Below are 19555 nucleotides of genomic sequence, written 5' to 3'. Positions count from 1 at the left end.
TCCTGGGTCAATGTCCGACAAAACCACTTGGTTGTCGGCGGGCTTTCTAAGTATGATCCATGCTTATATTGACAAAAGTGTGGTCTGCCATGGAACAAATGATCGAATCCGATGCCAATGTGGAAAAGGTCCGGGTGTTCGAGCTCGCCGCCGAACTGTTCGGCGTGTTGGCCACGCCAATGCGGCTGCGCATCCTGAGTGCACTGTGCGACAAGGAAAAATCCGTGTCGCAGCTGCTGCAGGAGATCGACACCACACAGCCCAATCTTTCACAGCATCTGAACCTGCTGTACCGGGCAGGGGTGCTGGCCAAGCGCAAGGACGGCACGCAGGTGATCTACCGCGTGCAAAGCGAAAAGGCCGTCACGTTGTGCCGCACGGTCTGCACACAGATCGCCATTGAAATGGACGAACCCAGTTCGGTCCCGGCGTCCGAGCGCCTCTCGCCCCGCGTGGCGTCCTGAAGATCGCAAACACGTTCTGAGACGCCCCTTTGACGGGGCCGTCGCTTCGCGGTGGCGCAACACCCCCGTGCCTATTTCGCCGGAAGATGCCCCGGCCGATGACTTCATTTCCCCTGGGCCTTGCTCAAAGTGGCACAATCGCGGGCTGCAGTCAGGTCCTTCCACAGTCACTGTCGCATCCGCCAAACGGTCCAGCCGTGTCGCGGAAGGTTTTTTTAACCAGCTAATGTTTCCTCAAGGGAAACGGAGGTCAGCGGATTTATGAGCGATACCCAAGCGAACGGGGGCAACGTCTATGTTGCCTACAAAAGCAACTCGTACCTCTTCGGCGGCAACGCGCCGTACGTGGAAGAGATGTATGAGAACTACCTGGACAACCCGGGTAGCGTGCCGGACAACTGGCGCAGTTACTTCGATGCATTGCAGCACGTGCCCGCCGTCGACGGCACCGATGCCCGCGATGTGCCGCACCTGCCCGTCATCAACGCCTTTGCCGAGCGTGCCAAGCAAGGGGGCACCAAGGTCGTCGTGGCCGCTGGCGCCGATTCCGATCTGGGCCGCAAGCGCGTCGCCGTCCAGCAACTGATCGCGGCCTACCGCAACGTCGGCTCCCGTTGGGCCGATCTGGATCCGCTCAAGCGCACCGAGCGCGACCGCATTCCTGAACTCGATCCCTCGTTCTACGGCTTCTCCGATGCCGATTTCGAGACCGTGTTCAACACCAGCAATACCTTCTTCGGCAAGGAAGTCATGTCCCTGCGGGACCTGCTCAATGCCTTGCGCGAAACCTATTGCGCCACCGTGGGTGCTGAGTACATGTACATCAGCGACCAGACGCAGAAGCGCTGGTGGCAGGAAAAGCTGGAAACAATCCGCAGCAAACCTTCTTTCAATGCCGAGAAGAAAAAGCATATTCTCGATCGCCTGACCGCGGCGGAAGGCCTGGAACGTTTTCTGCACACCAAATATGTGGGTCAGAAGCGCTTCTCGCTCGAAGGTGGTGAGAGCTTCATCGCCGCCATGGACGAGTTGATCCAGCAGGCCGGCGCGCAAGGCGTGCAGGAGATCGTGATCGGCATGGCCCACCGCGGCCGCCTGAACGTGCTGGTGAACACCCTGGGCAAGATGCCCAAGGACCTGTTCGCCGAATTCGACCACACCGCCCCTGAAGAGCTGCCCGCTGGTGACGTGAAGTACCACCAGGGTTTCAGTTCGGACGTGACCACCTCTGGCGGCCCGGTTCACCTGTCGCTGGCCTTCAACCCTTCGCATCTGGAGATCGTGAACCCGGTGGTGGAAGGTTCGGTGCGCGCCCGCATGGACCGCCGTGGTGACCCCCAGGGCAAGCAGGTGCTGCCGGTGCTGGTGCACGGTGACGCCGCCTTTGCCGGACAGGGCGTGAACCAGGAAACCCTGGCGCTGGCCGCCACCCGTGGTTACACCACCGGCGGTACGGTGCACCTGATCATCAACAACCAGATCGGTTTCACCACCTCCGACCCGCGCGACCTGCGTTCCACGCTGTATTGCACCGACATCGTCAAGGGTGTCGAAGCGCCCGTGCTGCACGTCAACGGTGACGATCCCGAGGCCGTGGTGCTGTGCATGCAGCTCGCGCTGGAGTACCGCATGACCTTCCGCAAGGACGTGGTCGTGGACATCATCTGTTTCCGCAAGCTGGGCCACAACGAGCAGGACACGCCGAGCCTGACCCAGCCGCTGATGTACAAGAAGATCAGCGCCCACCCCGGCACGCGCAAGCTGTACGCCGACAAGCTGGCCGCCCAAGGGTTGGGCGAGTCGCTGGGCGACGACATGGCCAAGGCCTATCGCGCGGCGCTGGACGCGGGCCGTCACACGGTGGACCCGGTGCTCACGAACTTCAAGAGCAAGTACGCGGTGGACTGGAGCCCGTTCCTGGGCAAGAAGTGGACCGACAGCTGCGACACCGCCATCCCCATGGCCGAGTGGAAGCGACTGTCCGATCGCCTGACGAACATCCCCGATACCGTGACCCCGCACCAGCTGGTGAAAAAGGTGTATGCCGACCGCGCGGCCATGGGCCGTGGGGACATCCCGGTGGACTGGGGCATGGGCGAGCACATGGCGTTCGCCTCCCTGGTGGCCAGTGGCTACCCGGTGCGTCTGTCGGGCGAAGACTGTGGTCGCGGCACCTTCACGCACCGCCACGCCGTGATCCACGACCAGAACCGTGAAAAGTGGGACACCGGCACCTACACCCCATTGCAGAACGTGGCCGACAACCAGGCACCGTTCGTGGTCATCGACTCCATCCTGTCCGAAGAGGCGGTGCTGGGCTACGAATATGGCTACGCCTCCAACGACCCCAACACCCTGGTGATCTGGGAAGCCCAGTTTGGCGATTTCGCCAACGGCGCCCAGGTGGTGATCGACCAGTTCATCGCTTCCGGTGAGGTCAAGTGGGGCCGTGTCAATGGCATCACGCTCATGCTGCCGCACGGCTACGAAGGCCAGGGTCCGGAGCACAGCTCGGCACGCCTGGAGCGCTTCATGCAGATGGCGGCCGACACCAACATGCAGATCGTGCAGCCCACCACGGCCAGCCAGATCTTCCATGTGCTGCGCCGCCAGATGATCCGCAGTCTGCGCAAGCCGTTGATCATCTTCACGCCCAAGTCGTTGCTGCGCAACAAGGACGCCACCTCGCCGCTGTCCGAGTTCACCAAAGGCAGTTTCCAGACCGTCATTCCGGAGCAGAGCGCCGATGTGGTGAAGAAGGCCGAGAAGGTCAAACGCATCATCTGCTGCTCGGGCAAGGTGTACTACGACCTGGTCAAGAAGCGCGAAGAGCGCGGCTCGGATGACGTGGCCATTCTGCGTGTCGAGCAGCTCTACCCGTTCCCGCACAAGGTGTTTGGCGCCGAGGTCAAGAAGTACCCCAACGCCACCGAGATGGTGTGGTGCCAGGATGAGCCGCAGAACCAGGGCGCCTGGTTCTTCGTGCAGCACTACATCCACGAGAACATGCTCGATGGGCAGAAGCTCGGTTACGCCGGACGGGCCGCCTCGGCTTCGCCGGCGGTGGGCTACGCCCACCTGCACCAGGAGCAGCAGAAGACCCTGATCGATGCCGCTTTTGGCAAGCTCAAAGGCTACATCCTCAGCAAATAACCCGGGTATGACGCTGGTGCGCCGCGCGGCCGCCCTTGAAGGGCACGCGCGCCGCATCCCTCACGTCCCACGCAAAAAATCAAGGTAGAAGACACATGGCAATCGTAGAAGTCAAAGTTCCGCAGCTCTCCGAGTCGGTGGCCGAGGCCACCCTGCTGCAGTGGAAGAAAAAAGTCGGTGAAGCCGTTGCGGTTGATGAGATCCTGATCGAGATCGAGACCGACAAGGTGGTGCTGGAGTGCCCGGCGCCCGCCGCCGGCGTGCTGGTGGAAATCCTGCAGGGCGACGGCGCTACCGTGGCGGCCGATCAGCTCATCGCGCGCATCGACACCGCTGCCGTGGCTGGCGCTGCGGCGCCGGCCGCCGTGGCCGCCGCACCTGCGGTCGCCGCGCCCGCAGCGGCTGCATCGCAGTCCAAGGCCGGTGTGGCCATGCCCGCGGCCGCCAAGCTGCTGGCCGACAACAACCTGGCCGCCAGCTCGGTGGCGGGCAGTGGCAAGGACGGTCGAGTGACCAAGGGCGATGTGCTGGCGGCTGTGGCGTCCGGTGCCGCGGCACCCAAGGCCGCCGTGGCCGCACCGGCGGCCATCCCCACCGGCGCACCCACCAAGGTGCTGCCGCAGGTGGCCATGGTTGCCCCCGATCTCGGTGACCGCCCCGAAGAGCGCGTGCCCATGACCCGTCTGCGTGCCCGTGTGGCCGAGCGTCTGCTGCAGTCGCAATCGACCAACGCCATCCTGACCACGTTCAACGAAATCAACATGGCTCCGGTCATGGAGATGCGCAAGCGCATGCAGGAGCGTTTCGAGAAAGAACATGGTGTCAAGCTCGGCTTCATGAGCTTCTTTGTCAAGGCCGCCGTGCACGCCCTCAAGAAGTTCCCGATCCTCAACGCCTCGGTGGACGGCAACGACATCGTGTACCACGGCTACTTCGACATCGGTATCGCCGTCGGCTCGCCCCGCGGTCTGGTGGTGCCCATCCTGCGCAACGCCGACCAGATGAGCTTCGCCGAGATCGAGAAGAAGATCGCCGAATTCGGCCAGAAGGCCAAGGACGGCAAGCTGGGCATCGACGACATGACCGGTGGCACCTTCTCCATCTCCAACGGCGGCACCTTCGGTTCGATGATGTCCACCCCCATCATCAACCCGCCGCAGTCGGCCATCCTGGGTGTGCACGCCACCAAGGACCGCGCCATGGTGGAAAACGGCCAGGTGGTGGTGCGCCCGATGAACTACTTCGCCATGTCCTACGACCACCGCATCATCGACGGCCGCGAAGCCGTGCTGGGCCTGGTGGCCATGAAGGAAGCGCTGGAAGATCCCGCCCGTTTGCTCTTCGACATCTGATCGAACAGCGACATTGCAGACGCCCCTTCGGGGGCGTTTGTCCAACCCCATTCAGGAACAATCATGTCTCAAGCATTTGACGTCGTCGTGATCGGCGCCGGCCCCGGCGGCTACATCGCCGCCATCCGCGCCGCCCAGCTGGGCTTCAAGGTCGCGTGTATCGACGAGTGGAAAAACGCCGTTGGCGGCCCGGCCCCGGGTGGCACCTGCACCAACGTGGGCTGCATCCCGTCCAAGGCGCTGCTGCAGTCCAGCGAGCATTTCGAACACGCCAACCACCACTTCGCCGACCACGGCATCAGCACCGGCAAGGTCACGATGGACGTGGCCAAGATGGTGGGTCGCAAGGATGCTGTCGTGAAGCAGAACAACGACGGCATCCTCTACCTGTTCAAGAAGAACAAGGTGACGTTCTTCCACGGCCGCGGTTCGTTCGTGAAGGCCGCGGAAGGTGGCTACGAAGTCCAGGTGAGCGGCGACAAGCCCGAGACGCTGCTGGGCAAGCAGGTCATTGTGGCCACGGGCTCCAACGCCCGTGCGCTGCCGGGCACGCCGTTCGATGAAGAGAATGTGCTGTCCAACGATGGCGCGCTGCGCATCGGCGCCGTGCCCAAGAAGCTGGCCTTGATCGGCTCCGGCGTGATCGGCCTTGAAATGGGCTCGGTCTGGCGCCGTCTGGGCGCGGACGTGACCATCCTTGAAGGTCTGCCGACCTTCCTGGGCGCGGTGGACGAGCAGATCGCCAAGGAAGCCAAGAAGGCCTTCGACAAGCAGGGCCTGAAGATCGAACTCGGCGTGACCGTTGGCGAGATCAAGACCGGCAAGAAGGGTGTGAGCGTGGCCTACACCAACGCCAAAGGCGAGGCCCTGACGCTGGACGCTGACAAGCTGATCGTCTCGATTGGCCGCGTGCCCAACACCATCGGTCTGAATGCCGAGGCTGTGGGCTTGGCGCTGGACGAGCGTGGCGCCATCGTGGTGGACGCCGAGTGCAAGACCAACCTGCCGGGTGTCTGGGCGGTGGGCGACGTGGTGCGTGGCCCCATGCTCGCGCACAAGGCGGAAGAAGAGGGTGTGGCCGTGGCCGAGCGCATCGCCGGCCAGCACGGGCACGTCAACTTCAACACCATCCCCTGGGTTATCTACACCAGCCCGGAAATCGCCTGGGTCGGCCGCACCGAGCAGCAGCTCAAGGCGGACGGCGTGGCCTACAAGGCGGGCACCTTCCCGTTCCTCGCGAACGGCCGCGCCCGCGCGCTCGGTGACACGACCGGCATGGTCAAGTTCCTGGCCGACGCGGCGACGGACGAGATCCTGGGCGTGCACATCGTGGGTCCGATGGCTTCCGAACTGATCTCCGAAGCCGTGGTGGCCATGGAGTTCAAGGCCAGCGCCGAAGACATTGCCCGCATCTGCCATGCACACCCTTCGCTGTCGGAAGCGACCAAGGAAGCGGCCTTGGCCGTTGACAAGCGCACGCTGAACTTCTGACCCGGGTTCGCCCTTGTCGGTCCGCAGCACCTACGAGGCTGCGCTCAAGGAGCGCGGCTACACCACCGACCCTGCCCAGCAGCGCGCCATCGACGCGCTGGAGCGGTGTGCCTCCGAGTGGGCGACGTACAAGCAGCGCCGCTCCAACGCGCTGAAGAAGATGTTCGTCAACCCGGAGGTCCCGCGCGGGGTCTACATGTTCGGCGGGGTGGGGCGGGGCAAGAGCTTCCTGATGGACTGCTTCTACAACGCGGTCCCCATCCGTCGCAAGACGCGGCTGCACTTTCACGAGTTCATGCGCGAGGTGCACCGCGAGCTGCGCGACCTGCAGGGCACGGTCAACCCGCTGGACGAGCTCGGCGCGCGCATCGCCAAGCGCTACAAGCTGATCTGTTTCGACGAGTTCCACGTGGCGGACGTGACCGACGCCATGATCCTGCATCGCCTGCTGGATGCGCTGTTCAAGGCGGGTGTGGGTTTCGTCACCACCTCCAACTTCCATCCCGACGGCCTGTACCCGGACGGTCTGCACCGCGACCGCATTCTGCCGGCCATCGAACTGCTCAAGCAGAAGCTGGAAGTCCTCAGCGTGGACAACGGCACCGACTACCGTCAACGCACGCTGACCCACGTCCAGCTCTACCACTGCCCGCTGGGGCCGAAGGCCGATGCCGCGATGGCGCAGACCTTTGGTCAACTGGCGGAGATGGGTGACCAGGACCCGGTCATGCAGATCGAGGCGCGCCAGATCCAGGCCCTGCGGCGCGCCGGTGGCGTGATCTGGTTCGATTTCCGCACCCTATGCGGCGGCCCGCGTTCGCAGAACGATTACCTGGAAATCGCCTCGCAGTACCACACGGTTCTGCTGTCCAACGTGCCGCAGATGTCGGTACGCCAGGCCTCGGAAGCACGGCGTTTCACCTGGCTGGTGGACGTGTTGTACGACCGGCGTGTCAAGCTGGTGATGTCGGCCGCTGTGCCGCCCGAGCAACTCTACACCGAGGGGCCGATGGCGCACGAGTTTCCGCGCACGGTGTCGCGGCTTGCCGAGATGCAGTCGGCGGAGTTTCTGGCGCTGGAGCACCGGCTGGTAGATACCGGTCTGACCTGAGACCATCGGGCCGGCAGGCCCGAGCCGCGTTCAGGACAGCGGATCCATCTTGACGATGGCGATCGACAGGTTGTCGCCCATGCCCTTGGCGCGCGAGCGCGCCTTCTGGATCAGGAACTCGCAGGCCTCGCGCGGCGACAGCATGGCAATGGTGCTGGAGAGCTCTTCCGGGGTGAAATAGTGCCAGACCCCGTCGCTGCAGGCCATGAGCGCATCGCCCGGGCTCAGGTGCTGCACGACGTGAATGTCCACCGGTGGGTCGTTCTCAGTGCCCAGGCAGCCCATCAGGATGTTGGAGTGCGGGTGGTCCAGCGCTTCCTCTTCGCTGATTTCGCCCTGGTTGACCAGGGTCTGAACGTAGGAGTGGTCCATGGTGCGGAACACCATCTTGCCGTTGCGGAAGTGGTAGATGCGCGAGTCACCGGCGTGTATCCAGTGGCAGTCGCCAGCCGGGTTGATCAGAAACGCTGCGATGGTGCTGTGGGGTTCCTGTTCGGCCGAGACGGCCGTGAGCTTGATCACCAGGTGCGACTCTTCCACGACCTGACGCAGCATGGCGGAGGCGTCGTCGGTGTCCGGGTCGTAGCGTTCGAACAGCTGGCGAGCGGTCAGCATCACCTGATCGGATGCCTTGCGCCCGCCGCTGCGCCCCCCCATGCCGTCGGCCACCACCGCCAGCAAGCAGCCGCTTTGGCGCTGGTGGTGCAGCAGGCACACCTGATCCTGCTGGTAGTCGCGGTCGCCTCGGTGAATCCCGGTCGATGCGTGTATGCGGTAGCCTTTGGACATGTGTGTGGGTCGAACGACAGGACAGTGGGGCGGATGGGTCAGCGGGTGTATCAATGGTAACCATGAATGCCTACACGGCGAGAGCCTATCATCAAAACTCGGGCCTTGGCCTCCTGCGCACGGGTCATGCGATGGCGTGTGTTGCTTGTATTCCACCGAGGGCGGTGTGATGTTCTGGACGGAGCTGGATTGACCCCACTTGAGACCGCCGTGGTGCGCGCCTTTGCCGGGCAGGCCGACCTGCGGCCGCGCCAGGGACAGCTGGACATGGCGCTTGCCGTGGCCGAGGCGGTGGAATCGGGTTCGGCCCTGGCGGTGGAGGCAGGCACCGGTGTGGGCAAGACCTTTGCCTACCTGGTGCCGCTGTTGCTCAGTGGTCGTCATGCCGTGTTGTCCACCGCCACCCAGGCGCTGCAGGACCAACTGTTCGGGCGCGACATCCCCGCCGTGAGCCATGCGCTGGGGCTTCCGGTGCGGGTTGCCTTGCTCAAGGGCCGTTCCAGCTATGTGTGCGTCCATCGCCTGGATCAGGCCCGTACCGCTCCGGCGCCCTCGGTGCGTCACGATCCCGCGCTTACCGCAGGTCTGGAGCATGTGCATCGCTGGGCGATGGCTTCCCGCAGCGGGGATCTGGCCGAGTTGCCTGGGCCCGACGAGCGCTCGCCGCTGTGGCCGCTGATCAGCTCGACCCGCGAAAACTGCCTGGGAGGCGTCTGCCCGCGCCATGCCGATTGCCATGTCAACCGGGCCCGGCGCGAAGCGCTCCAGGCCGACTGGGTGGTGATCAACCACCACCTGTTTTTTGCCGACCAGCAGGTCCGGGAGTCCGGCGTGGCCGAGCTCTTGCCGAGGGCGGAGGTGGTGGTGTTCGACGAAGCCCATCAACTCAACCAGACAGGGATCGGGTTTTCGGGTCTTGCGCTCGGATCGGGCCAGGTGCGGGACCTCGCACGCGATCTGTCCAGCCAGGGGCCGCGGTGGGCCAGGGGCCAGCGGCCATGGAGCCATCTGGCGCTGGGTCTGGAGCAGGCGGCACGGGCGTTCCCGCAACCCTCGCGCCCGGCGGACCACGGGGTTTCGCGCAGCCGCTGGCCGCTCAGAACCCCTGAGGGCGTGGATGCGGCGCATTGGGCACGTGGTGTGGCTGGTGTGGCCGCGGCCTTGTCGGCCGCCGTCGAGGCGCTCGAAGCGACCGCCGGTGCGTCGGCCGACATGCAGCGCCTGTGGGAGCGGGCACAGGCCCTGCAGGCCGACTGGACTCGCCTGACGGCGCCCAGCGCATCCGATGCCGATGGGGCGCTGGTGCGCTGGGTGGATTGGGGCTCGGGCGCTGCCTGGAAGCTGGTTTGTGCGCCGCTCGATGCATCGGCCCACTTTCGACAACTCATGGGGGACCGGCAGGATGGGCGCAGCTGGGTGTTCACCTCGGCCACGCTGGGCAGCGACGAAACACTGGATACGTTCACGGGCCCGTTGGGGCTGCGGGCACGGGCGGACCTGCGCACCCTGCTCGTACCGAGTCCGTTCGACCACATGGCGCAGGCGGCCTTGTACGTCCCGCACGACCTGCCCGAGCCCGCCGACCCGGATCACACGCCCGAGCTGTCGCGTGCGGTGGCGCGCTGGGCATCGCGCCTGGGCGGCCGCACGCTCGTGCTCACCACCACGCTGCGGGCGGCCAGCCGCATGGCCGCGCAACTCCAGGCGCTGGTGTCCGAAGGGCGCTGTGAACCCATGCAGGTGCTGGCCCAGGGGCATGGGTCCAAGCGGGCCTTGTTGGCCCGGTTTCGCGCTGCCGAGGCTTCACCGCAGGGCGCGGTGCTGGTGGCGTCGGCTTCGTTTTGGGAGGGGGTTGATCTCGCGGGCGACGTGTTGCAGCTGCTGGTGATCGACAAGCTGCCGTTTCCCCCGCCCGACGATCCACTGATCGAAGCCCGGGCCCGCCAGCTCGAACGCCACGGTGAGAGCGCGTTCAGCGCCTGCTACCTGCCGCAGGCGGCGCTGGCGCTCAAGCAAGGGGCTGGGCGGTTGATCCGATCGGAAAGCGATCGCGGCGTGCTGGTGATCGGGGATCGCCGCCTGTTGACCCGCTCTTATGGTCAGCGCCTGCTGGGCGCATTGCCGCCCATGCGGCGGCTGGTGGACGAAGAGGAACTGATGGTGAGCCTGGATGAACTGGCGTTCACCAGACTTTCCACCACGGGTCACTCGCGCTCTTGAACCCGCGCGAGAGGTACTCGCTCTTCGGATAGCTGTTCTCCATCACGCGGCGAGCGTCGTCGCGCAGCTGCGCCATGCCCAGCGCGTCGTAGGAGCGCACCAGGATGAACAAGGCTTCTTCGAGCGCCGGCGCGTCGGTGTAATCGGTCAACGCGGTCTGGGCGCGGTTGATCGCGGCCAGATAGGCGCCCCGCTGGTAGTAATAACGCGCGACGTGCACTTCGTACTGCGCCAGCGAATTGACGATGTAGGTCATGCGGGTGCGGGCATCGGGCGTGTAGCGCGAATCCGGGTACCGGCTCACCACTTCGCGGAAAGACTCGAACGACTCCTTGGCCGCCTTCTGGTCGCGCTCGGACAGGTCCTGCCGAGCGAGGGAGCCGAACAGCCCCAGGTTGTCGTTGAAGTTGACCAGACCCTTGAGGTAGTACGCGTAGTCCAGGGCGGGGCTGGCCGGATGCAGGCGCAGGAAGCGGTCCAGAGTGGCCAGGGCCTGCGCCTGTTCGCCGGCCTTGTACTGGGTATAGGCCTTGTCGAGCTGGGCCTGCTGGGCCAGAGGGGTTCCTGCGGCACGGCCTTCGAGCTTCTCGTACAGCGTCACGGCCTTGTCGAAGTTGCCCGCGTCGCGCTCGTCCTTCGCCTCGGTGTATATCTTGTTGGGGCTCCAGCCCACGGTGTTGTCCACTGGCGTGCTGGTGCAGCCCGAGAGGGCGACTGCGGCGCCCAGCGCGCACAGTGACACAGCAGATAATCTGAACGAAAGCATCACACGCACACCTTTAACAACGGGAAGACAGGTCTTGGCAACGGAAATTATATCGATGGGGGGTGTGCAAAGCCGTTCCGTGTCTGCGGAAGACCTCGAGACGCTCGCCGCCGGCGACGATGTGGTGGAGGTCGAGACCCGCTTGTGCGAGGTCCCGGCCGACATGCACGGCTGGCGCATTGACCGTGCCTTGGCCCGGCTCATTCCCGAGTTCTCCCGCTCCTACCTGCAGCAGCTCATGGCCGACGGCGCGGTGTGGCTGCGAGGCGCGCCGGTCCACAAGGCCGCGGCCCGCATCGCCGTGGGCGACCGCCTGCAGGTGGAACTGCGCCCCACCCAGCAGGCGATGGCCTTTGTGCCGCAACCCATGGCGCTGGAGGTGGTGTTTGAAGACGCCGACCTGCTGGTGATCAACAAGCCAGCTGGGCTGGTGGTGCATCCGGCGGCGGGCCACTGGAGCGGAACCTTGCTCAACGGCTTGCTGGCCCACCACGCCGCGGCAGCCAGCCTGCCCCGCGCGGGCATCGTGCACCGGCTGGACAAGGACACGTCGGGGTTGATGCTGGTGGGCAAGAGTCGGCAGGCGGTCGAGGCGCTGGTGCGCGCCATCGCCGCCCGCGAGGTCAACCGGCAGTACCTGGCGCTGGCACACGGGCGCTGGCAGGGGGCGGCCGAGCAGGCCGTCGATCAGCCGATCGGCCGCGATGTGCACAACCGGTTGCGCATGGCGGTGGTGCGGCCCGAGTCCACCACGGGCAAGCCGGCCCAGACCACCATGCGCCTGCTCGATGGGACGGAGCAGGCCTGCCTGGTCGCCTGCAAACTGCACACCGGTCGGACGCACCAGATCCGTGTGCACATGGCCTGGCTGGGGCACCCCCTTGTCGGCGACACCCTGTATGGCGGCAAGCCTTTGTGGGGAATGGCGCGCCAGGCACTGCACGCGACGCGGCTGCGCCTGCTGCACCCCACGCAGGGCCAGGCGCTCGATTTCCTGATTCCCCCGCCAGCGGATTTCCTGCAACTGCTGACCGAGACCGGTCTCCATTACAATGAAAGCCAACTGGGGTGATGCCACGCCAGTCTGCGCAGTGGCCCGAAGCGGGCCCGGTTTCTGCCACAGCTTCCGATGGCCCTGATGGTCCCCATGCGGGACGAGGTGCCTGAAATCCCGATGCTGAGGCCGCTTGGCTCCATCCACGATGGAGCGTTTGCAGGCCATGCCGACCTTGTTCTCATGGACATCCCGCCCGGGCTGGATGCCGGTTACAGACAGACACGACAATGAACACCACGGATGCCAAGCGCGTCCTTGAGACGGCTTTGATTTGCGCGCCCCAACCGCTGACCGTGCGGGAGTTGAGCGTTCTCTTCGACATGGAAGTCTCCCCCGACGCGCTCAAGACCCTGCTGGCCGACCTGCAGCTGGACTGGACCGGGCGTGGCGTGGAGCTGGTCCAAGTGGCCAGCGGCTGGCGTTTCCAGAGCCGGCCGGAACTTCGTCCTTATCTGGACCGTCTGCATCCAGAAAAACCGCCCAGGTACACGCGTGCGACGTTGGAAACGCTGGCCATCATCGCCTACCGCCAGCCCGTGACGCGCGGTGACATGGAAGACATCCGGGGTGTGACCATCAATTCGTTGATTCTCAAACAACTGGAAGACCGCGGATGGGTGGAGGTGATCGGTCACCGCGAGACCGTGGGCCGACCGGCGCTCTTCGCCACCACGCGCCAGTTCCTTGACGATCTGGGGATATCGTCGCTCGACCAGTTGCCGCCGCTCGAAGGCAGCGATGTGCAGGAGTCGGCGCTGGACCGGCTCGATTTCGAATCCCTTTCGGTCAGTCTGCAACCCCCGGACGAAGACACCGAAACCACGGCAGAGACCGTTCCCGCGGCCGACGCCAAGCGCTCCGCTCCCGCCCCCGGCCCCACCAGCGAATTGCCGCTGGAAGCCTTCCCACAGGACAACCATGACACCGGTGCCACCCCCACACAACCCGCCTGAGTTGGTACCCGAGGGTCCTTCCACGGACGACGCGGTGCAGCAGCCCGTACCCGCAGCCAGCCCGTCCGTGTCTGCAGCCCCGGCGCGGCGATCCGCCGAACCCGAAGCGCTGCGTTTTGACGACGTGGTCAGCGGTGCTTTTGACGCCGAGCAGGAAAAAGACCTGCCATTGCCCACCAAGCGCGTGCTCGCGCCCGAGGCCGAATCGCCCAAGCTGCACAAGGTGTTGGCGCAGGCGGGCATGGGTTCGCGGCTGGAGATGGAGCAATTGATCCTGGAAGGGCGCATTTCGGTCAATGGCGAGCCTGCCCACATAGGCCAGCGCATCCAGTACGGCGACGTGATCAAGGTCAACGGCAAGCCGGTGCGTGTGCGCATGACGCCGCCGCCGCCGCGCGTGCTGGCGTATCACAAGCCCGCGGGTGAAGTGGTGTCGCACGACGACCCGCAGAACCGCCCCACGGTGTTCCGCCGTTTGCCACGCCTGTACCAGGGCAAATGGCAGTCGGTCGGCCGGCTCGACATCAACACCGAAGGCCTGTTGTTGCTGACGGACTCGGGAGAGCTGGCGAACCGCCTGATGCACCCGCGGTTTGGCCTGCAGCGAGAATACGCGGTGCGCGTGCTCGGGGCCTTGTCCAACGACGAAAAGCAGCGCCTGCTCGACGGTGTGCGGCTCGACGACGGCGTGGCGCAGTTCGCCAGCATCGAAGACGGTGGTGGCGAGGGCGCCAATTGCTGGTACCGGGTCACGATTGGTGAAGGCCGCAACCGCGAGGTGCGCCGCATGTTCGAGGCGGTGGGCCATGCGGTCAGCCGCTTGATCCGCATCCGCTACGGCGCCATGATGCTGCCGCGCGGTCTCAAGCGCGGCGTGTGGATCGAGCTCGACCAGCGCGACATCGACCGGCTCACCGCCGCGGCGGGCATGCACGCCGCTGCCGGTGAGGGCGATCGCGCAGTCCGCCCTGTGGGCCGCCACCCCGCCAACCGGGGCAAGGCCGGCAACAAGGGTGGCAAGACCTATGGCAACCCGGCCGGCAGCCGCGGTGACGCGCCGCCGCCGGGTGCACGCCGGGGGCGCAGCCTCTGGGCACCGGACGGCACCGGCGCGCCAGGAACTGGTCCGAATGCCCGCGGTGGCAAGGGTGGGCCCAAAGGGCAGGGTGGCAAGCCGTCCCAGCCCGATCCCATGAAGACCTCGTTTGGCTACATCGGTCAAGACGCCTTGCAGCGCCAGCGCGAGCAGGACGGCGGCCGGGGCGGTCCGGCCGGCGGTGCTGGACGCCGCCGCGGCGGCGGTCGCCAGGGCGGTCGCTGAGCCTGTGTCTCGTCGGCCCGATTCTGTTGCGGCCCGGTCGCGCAGGGGCTGGAAACCGGACGCCCGTTGTAGAATCAAAAGCTTTGCGGGACATCGCAAATATCACGAATTACCCAACAAAACCCAAGGATATATATGGCCATCGAACGCACCCTCTCGATCATCAAACCCGACGCCGTCGCCAAGAACGTCATCGGCCAGATCTACGCCCGTTTTGAAGCCGCCGGCCTGAAGGTCGTGGCCGCCCGCATGGCCCACCTCTCGCGTGGTGAAGCCGAAGCTTTTTACGCTGTGCATAAAGAGCGTCCTTTCTTCAAGGATCTGGTCGATTTCATGATCTCCGGCCCTGTGATGATCCAGGCCCTCGAAGGCGAAGGCGCCATCGCCAAGAACCGCGACCTGATGGGCGCGACCGATCCGAAGAAAGCCGCCGCCGGCACCATTCGCGCCGACTTCGCTGACAGCATCGACGCCAACGCCGTGCACGGCTCCGACGCGCCCGAAACGGCCGCCGCCGAAGTGGCGTTTTTCTTCGCCGGCATGAACGTCTATTCGCGTTGATCATGTCATGACGGCCAACCTGCTCGACTTCGATCTGGAAGGCTTGGCCGCCTTTTGCGAACAGCTGGGCGAAAAGCGTTTTCGCGCCGTTCAGCTGTTTCGCTGGATTCATCAAAAAGGGGCGTCGGGCTTCGATGAGATGACCGACCTCGCGCGCAGCCTGCGCGAGAAGCTGCCTTCGGTCTGCGCCATCACGGGCCTGCCGGTGCTCTCGCGCCAGGACTCGGCCGACGGCACCATCAAATGGCTGTTCGACGTGGGAGATGGCAACGCGGTGGAAACCGTGTTCATTCCCGAAGACGATCGAGGCACCCTGTGCATTTCTTCCCAGGCCGGCTGCGCCGTCGGCTGCCGTTTCTGCTCCACCGGTCACCAGGGTTTTTCGCGCAACCTCACCACGGGTGAAATCCTGGCCCAGCTCTGGCATGCCGAGCGGTTTTTGCGCCAGCACCTGGGCAAGACAGAGCGCGTGATCACCAACGTGGTGATGATGGGCATGGGTGAGCCGCTGCAGAACTACGGTGCGCTCGTCCCGGCGCTGCGTGTGATGTTGGACGACCACGGCTATGGCCTCTCACGCCGCCGCGTGACGGTGTCCACATCGGGTGTGGTGCCCATGATCGACCGCCTGGCCCAGGACTGTCCGGTGGCCCTGGCCGTGTCGCTGCACGCGCCCAACGATGCCCTGCGCGATGCATTGGTGCCACTCAACCGCAAGTACCCGATTGCCGAACTGCTCGACGCCTGCCTGCGCTATCTGCCGACAGCACCTCGCGACTTCATCACCTTCGAGTACTGCATGCTCGATGGGGTGAACGACCAGCCTGAGCACGCCCGGCAGTTGCTGGCCTTGCTCAAGGGCCATGGGGGCCGAGGGGTTCCGTGCAAAATCAACCTGATCCCGTTCAATCCGTTCCCCGATTCGGGTCTGAAGTGTTCACCCCGCTCGGTGGTGCTGCATTTCGGCAAGATCCTCAACGATGGCGGGATCGTTACCACGGTGCGCAAGACGCGTGGCGACGACATCGATGCCGCCTGCGGCCAGCTTGCGGGAGATGTGCTGGACCGCACCAATGCGGCAAGCCGTCTGTCGCAGCGTCGGCAGCAGACCGAGCAACCCATCCGGTTTGTGCACACAGCCAAGGAAAAACAGGCATGACACCAGTACTTCGATTCGGTTCCGACGGGCATGGTTTTGCGAAAGGATGGACCCGGCGCAACGCCTGGGTGGCCCTGCTTGTGCCGATGCTGTTGGCCATGGCGGTGTTGCAGGGGTGTGCCACCCCGCCCGCATCGGCCACGTCCACCACGGCCGAGCCCATCACCGAGTCGGACGAGCCTGAAACCCGCAAGCGCGCGCGCATCCGTCTGGAGCTGGCCTCCAACTATTTTGAGCAAGGGCAGACCTCGGTCGCTCTTGACGAAATCAAACAATCGCTGGCGGCCGACCCGACCTATGGTCCCGCCTATGTGCTGCGTGGCCTGGTCTATATGCGGCTCAACGACGCGCGCCAAGCCGAAGACAGCTTCAAGCGGGCCTTGCAGATCAACCCGAAGGACCCGGATGCCCTGCACAACTTCGGCTGGTTTGCCTGCAATCAGGGCCGTCATACCGAAGCGATCCAGTCGTTCACGCAAGCACTGGCCAGTCCGATCTACAGCGGCCAGGCCAAGACTTTGATGCTCAAGGGCACGTGTGAACTCCGCATGGGGCGCCTCCCGGAAGCCGAAGGCAGTTTTGCCCGTTCCTACGAGCTCGATCCGGGCAACCCCTACGTGGGCTACAACCTGGCATCGCTGCTGTTTCGCCGGGGCGAACATACCCGGGCCCAGTTCATCGTCCGGCGGGTGAACAACTCCGAGCTGGCCAACGCCGAAACGCTCTGGTTGGGTATCAAGCTGGAGCGCCACTTGCGCAACGACGATGCGGTCAAGCAGCTGGCCCAGCAGCTCTCACGCCGTTATCCGCAGTCTCGCGAGTGGGCGGCTTACCAGCGAGGATCTTTCGATGAGTGAGCAGTGGTCCCATGGCGCCGATGGCGTGGCGCAGATGGAGGAGCCGGCGGTGAGCTCGCCGGTCTTTCTTCGGCAGGCCCGCGAGGCCGCGGGCTTGCACATCGCTGCGCTGGCCGCGGCGTTGAAGGTGCCCGTCAAAAAACTCGAGGCACTGGAAGCCGGGCGCTACGACGAACTGCCCGACATGACGTTTGCCCGGGCGTTGGCTTCAAGCGCCAGCCGCCATCTCAAGATCGATCCTGCGATTGTCCTGTCGCAGATTCCGCTCGGACACGCGCCCCAACTGGGCACGCCGAGCCCCGCGATCAACGCCCCCTTCAAGACACCCAACGATGCCCAGGTGGGTGGTCCCCTGCGCTGGCTGTTGCGTCCGGCGGTGCTGGCCGCGTTGGTGCTGCTGCTCGCGACGCTGGTGCTGGCGTTCCTGCCAGAGCTCGATACCAGGCTGTTGACATCGGGTGGCCCCGGTATCGAGGCGCCGACCACGGGCGGAGAATCGGCGGGTGCCGCCGCCACCGGGGAGCCCGTGACCGATGGCAATGTCGTCGCACCTGCTGCTGTCGACACGCCGCGGGCGCCTTCTGGGGCGCCCGAGGTTCCGCCTCCCGCTGGCGCGTCTTTGCCGCAAGTTCCTGCTACCGAGCCCTCCAGTGCAGCCACCGACCCGGAACCGGTGGTCGGTTCGTCGGCGCCGGCCACCCCATCCACAGCACCCGCACCCGGCAGCCTGCTGAGCATTGCCGCCACGGGGGATTCCTGGCTGCAGGTGGTCAACGGTTCGGGCAAAGTCGTGGTGCAACGCATGCTCAAGGCCGGTGACGTGATGGATTTCTCCGCAGCCCCGCCGTATTCGGTGGTGCTGGGGCGTGCTGACGCAGCCCAGGTCACGGTGCGCGGGCGCCCGTTCGATGTGACACCCTATGCGCGCAACAGCGTGGCCCGCTTCGAGGTGAAATGAGCATGACCACCGACACCGCCGTCCGCCCGGCCACGAGCAGCCGGACACCCGATACCGAATCCCCGCCCATCGCGCTGACCGCGGCGCGCGCGCGCCAGACCCGGCAGGCCGTGGTCGCTTGGGGCACGCATCGCGTGACCGTGGGGGGCGATGCGCCGGTGCGGGTGCAGTCCATGACGAACACCGATACCGCGGACGCCATCGGCACCGCGATCCAGGTCAAGGAACTGGCGCTGGCCGGCTCCGAACTGGTGCGCATCACGGTCAACAACGACGAAGCCGCCAAGGCCGTGCCGCACATTCGCGAGCAGCTGGACCGCATGGGGGTGAACGTACCCCTGATCGGCGACTTCCACTACAACGGTCACCGCCTGCTCAGCGATCACCCGGCGTGTGCCGAGGCCTTGTCCAAATACCGCATCAATCCGGGCAACGTGGGGCGTGGCGAGAAGGGCGACCGGCAGTTCGCCCAGATGGTTGAGATCGCGGCGCGCCACGACAAGGCCATCCGCATTGGCGTGAACTGGGGCAGCCTCGACCAGGACCTGCTGGCCCGGCTGATGGACCAAAACGCCCGGCGTGCCCAGCCTTGGGACACCCGCCAGGTGATGTACGAAGCCCTGATCACGTCCGCGCTCGACTCGGCGCACCGGGCGCAGGACATTGGCCTGAATGGCAACAACATCCTGTTGTCCTGCAAGGTGAGCAGCGTGCAGGACCTGATCGCGGTGTACCAGGCGCTGGCCCAGCGTTGCGACCATGCGCTGCACCTGGGGCTGACCGAAGCGGGCATGGGCACCAAGGGTGCCGTGGCTTCCGCGGCGGCGCTATCGGTGCTGCTGCAGCAGGGCATTGGCGACACCATCCGCGTTTCCCTCACGCCCCAGCCGGGCGAATCGCGCACGCAGGAGGTGGTGATCGCGTCCGAGATACTGCAGGCGCTTGGCATGCGCGCTTTCGTGCCCAGCGTGACCGCCTGCCCGGGCTGCGGTCGCACGACCAGCACCACGTTCCAGGAGCTGGCCAAACAAATCGACGACTTCCTGCGCGGCTCCATGCCGCTTTGGCGCGCCCGCTACACCGGGGTGGAAAACCTCAAGGTTGCCGTGATGGGCTGCATCGTCAACGGACCGGGCGAGAGCAAACACGCCGACATCGGCATCAGTCTGCCGGGGACCGGCGAAGCGCCGTCCGCCCCGGTTTACATCGACGGGGAAAAAGCATTGACGCTGCGCGGCGAGGGCATCGCGCGCGAGTTCCAGCAGATTGTCGAAAACTACATCGAGAAGCGGTACGGATCCGGTTCCTGATTGGCCGCTGCGCGGCTTGTACACGGCGGGCCG

16 protein-coding genes are annotated in these 19555 nt (G+C 65.4%); 14 read left to right on the top strand and 2 right to left on the bottom strand.

What is annotated here, in order from left to right; translation table 11 throughout:
- The first annotated feature begins 89 nt into the window (after nt 1–89).
- From KIH07_RS16635 to zapE, 5 genes are all read left to right on the top strand, one after another.
- On the top strand, nt 90–464 hold the full coding sequence (locus tag KIH07_RS16635; RefSeq protein ID WP_068168788.1) for an ArsR/SmtB family transcription factor: 375 nt from the start codon (nt 90–92) through the stop codon (nt 462–464).
- Between the two features lie 261 nt (nt 465–725).
- On the top strand, nt 726–3617 hold the full coding sequence (locus tag KIH07_RS16630) for a 2-oxoglutarate dehydrogenase E1 component (protein ID WP_226493029.1): 2892 nt from the start codon (nt 726–728) through the stop codon (nt 3615–3617).
- 95 nt (nt 3618–3712) lie between these two features.
- Nucleotides 3713–4969, top strand: coding sequence for a 2-oxoglutarate dehydrogenase complex dihydrolipoyllysine-residue succinyltransferase (gene odhB / locus KIH07_RS16625; RefSeq protein WP_226493028.1), 1257 nt, complete (start codon nt 3713–3715; stop codon nt 4967–4969).
- Between the two features lie 63 nt (nt 4970–5032).
- Nucleotides 5033–6460, top strand: a complete 1428-nt coding sequence (gene lpdA / locus KIH07_RS16620) for a dihydrolipoyl dehydrogenase (protein ID WP_226493027.1) — start codon at nt 5033–5035, stop codon at nt 6458–6460.
- A 13-nt stretch (nt 6461–6473) separates the two neighbouring features.
- A complete protein-coding gene (gene zapE / locus KIH07_RS16615) occupies nt 6474–7571 on the top strand; it encodes a cell division protein ZapE (protein WP_226493026.1) in 1098 nt (365 codons plus the stop codon).
- Between the two features lie 30 nt (nt 7572–7601).
- Here the strand turns inward: zapE and KIH07_RS16610 are convergent, their stop codons facing one another.
- Nucleotides 7602–8360, bottom strand: coding sequence for a PP2C family protein-serine/threonine phosphatase (locus tag KIH07_RS16610; RefSeq protein ID WP_226493025.1), 759 nt, complete (start codon nt 8358–8360; stop codon nt 7602–7604).
- Nucleotides 8361–8549: 189 nt separating this feature from the next.
- Between KIH07_RS16610 and KIH07_RS16605 the strand changes: the two genes are divergently transcribed.
- Complete coding sequence (locus KIH07_RS16605) at nt 8550–10580, top strand: ATP-dependent DNA helicase (protein ID WP_226493024.1); 2031 nt, start codon at nt 8550–8552, stop codon at nt 10578–10580.
- On the opposite strand, the gene KIH07_RS16600 is transcribed toward KIH07_RS16605, so the two are convergent.
- A complete protein-coding gene (locus KIH07_RS16600; protein ID WP_226493023.1) occupies nt 10543–11346 on the bottom strand; it encodes an outer membrane protein assembly factor BamD in 804 nt (267 codons plus the stop codon). The two genes, KIH07_RS16605 and KIH07_RS16600, sit on opposite strands and share 38 nt — an antisense overlap.
- A 55-nt stretch (nt 11347–11401) precedes the next feature.
- Between KIH07_RS16600 and KIH07_RS16595 the strand changes: the two genes are divergently transcribed.
- The 8 genes from KIH07_RS16595 to ispG all read left to right on the top strand — a co-directional run bounded on the left by KIH07_RS16595 (nt 11402) and on the right by ispG (nt 19522).
- Entirely contained in the window at nt 11402–12418 is a 1017-nt protein-coding gene (locus tag KIH07_RS16595; RefSeq protein ID WP_413465759.1) for an RluA family pseudouridine synthase, read from the top strand.
- A gap of 212 nt (nt 12419–12630) precedes the next feature.
- Nucleotides 12631–13356 carry an SMC-Scp complex subunit ScpB gene (scpB, locus tag KIH07_RS16590; protein WP_226493022.1) on the top strand — a complete coding sequence of 242 codons (726 nt, stop codon included), beginning with the start codon at nt 12631–12633 and terminating at the stop codon, nt 13354–13356.
- Nucleotides 13322–14677 carry a pseudouridine synthase gene (locus tag KIH07_RS16585; RefSeq protein WP_226493021.1) on the top strand — a complete coding sequence of 452 codons (1356 nt, stop codon included), beginning with the start codon at nt 13322–13324 and terminating at the stop codon, nt 14675–14677. Before scpB ends, KIH07_RS16585 begins: the two co-directional genes overlap by 35 nt.
- Nucleotides 14678–14812: 135 nt before the next feature.
- Nucleotides 14813–15238, top strand: coding sequence for a nucleoside-diphosphate kinase (gene ndk, locus KIH07_RS16580; protein WP_068168814.1), 426 nt, complete (start codon nt 14813–14815; stop codon nt 15236–15238).
- A 7-nt stretch (nt 15239–15245) separates the two neighbouring features.
- On the top strand, nt 15246–16397 hold the full coding sequence (rlmN, locus tag KIH07_RS16575; RefSeq protein ID WP_226493020.1) for a 23S rRNA (adenine(2503)-C(2))-methyltransferase RlmN: 1152 nt from the start codon (nt 15246–15248) through the stop codon (nt 16395–16397).
- Nucleotides 16394–17254 (top strand): type IV pilus biogenesis/stability protein PilW, encoded by an 861-nt coding sequence (pilW, locus tag KIH07_RS16570; RefSeq protein ID WP_413465758.1) that lies wholly within the window; start codon nt 16394–16396, stop codon nt 17252–17254. Before rlmN ends, pilW begins: the two co-directional genes overlap by 4 nt.
- Nucleotides 17247–18212: a RodZ domain-containing protein gene (locus tag KIH07_RS16565; RefSeq protein WP_226493019.1), complete on the top strand. Its 966-nt coding sequence runs from the start codon at nt 17247–17249 to the stop codon at nt 18210–18212. Before pilW ends, KIH07_RS16565 begins: the two co-directional genes overlap by 8 nt.
- Nucleotides 18209–19522 (top strand): flavodoxin-dependent (E)-4-hydroxy-3-methylbut-2-enyl-diphosphate synthase, encoded by a 1314-nt coding sequence (gene ispG / locus KIH07_RS16560; protein WP_413465757.1) that lies wholly within the window; start codon nt 18209–18211, stop codon nt 19520–19522. Before KIH07_RS16565 ends, ispG begins: the two co-directional genes overlap by 4 nt.
- Nucleotides 19523–19555: the final 33 nt, after the last annotated feature.

It is taken from the genome of Hydrogenophaga taeniospiralis, from assembly GCF_020510445.1.
GTDB lineage: Bacteria > Pseudomonadota > Gammaproteobacteria > Burkholderiales > Burkholderiaceae_C > Hydrogenophaga.
This window is presented reverse-complemented; position numbering and strand designations above follow the sequence as displayed.

What these genes read in the sequence shown, in the direction of transcription:
- KIH07_RS16630 (WP_226493029.1), top strand. Translation starts at nt 726, where the DNA reads ATGAGCGATACCCAAGCGAACGGGGGCAACGTCTATGTTGCCTACAAA.
- KIH07_RS16595 (WP_413465759.1), top strand. Translation starts at nt 11,402, where the DNA reads ATGGGGGGTGTGCAAAGCCGTTCCGTGTCTGCGGAAGACCTCGAGACG.
- odhB (WP_226493028.1), top strand. Translation starts at nt 3,713, where the DNA reads ATGGCAATCGTAGAAGTCAAAGTTCCGCAGCTCTCCGAGTCGGTGGCC.
- scpB (WP_226493022.1), top strand. Translation starts at nt 12,631, where the DNA reads ATGAACACCACGGATGCCAAGCGCGTCCTTGAGACGGCTTTGATTTGC.
- ndk (WP_068168814.1), top strand. Translation starts at nt 14,813, where the DNA reads ATGGCCATCGAACGCACCCTCTCGATCATCAAACCCGACGCCGTCGCC.
- KIH07_RS16635 (WP_068168788.1), top strand. Translation starts at nt 90, where the DNA reads ATGGAACAAATGATCGAATCCGATGCCAATGTGGAAAAGGTCCGGGTG.
- pilW (WP_413465758.1), top strand. Translation starts at nt 16,394, where the DNA reads ATGACACCAGTACTTCGATTCGGTTCCGACGGGCATGGTTTTGCGAAA.
- lpdA (WP_226493027.1), top strand. Translation starts at nt 5,033, where the DNA reads ATGTCTCAAGCATTTGACGTCGTCGTGATCGGCGCCGGCCCCGGCGGC.
- KIH07_RS16585 (WP_226493021.1), top strand. Translation starts at nt 13,322, where the DNA reads ATGACACCGGTGCCACCCCCACACAACCCGCCTGAGTTGGTACCCGAG.
- rlmN (WP_226493020.1), top strand. Translation starts at nt 15,246, where the DNA reads ATGACGGCCAACCTGCTCGACTTCGATCTGGAAGGCTTGGCCGCCTTT.
- KIH07_RS16600 (WP_226493023.1), bottom strand. Translation starts at nt 11,346, where the DNA reads ATGCTTTCGTTCAGATTATCTGCTGTGTCACTGTGCGCGCTGGGCGCC.
- KIH07_RS16565 (WP_226493019.1), top strand. Translation starts at nt 17,247, where the DNA reads ATGAGTGAGCAGTGGTCCCATGGCGCCGATGGCGTGGCGCAGATGGAG.
- ispG (WP_413465757.1), top strand. Translation starts at nt 18,209, where the DNA reads ATGAGCATGACCACCGACACCGCCGTCCGCCCGGCCACGAGCAGCCGG.
- KIH07_RS16610 (WP_226493025.1), bottom strand. Translation starts at nt 8,360, where the DNA reads ATGTCCAAAGGCTACCGCATACACGCATCGACCGGGATTCACCGAGGC.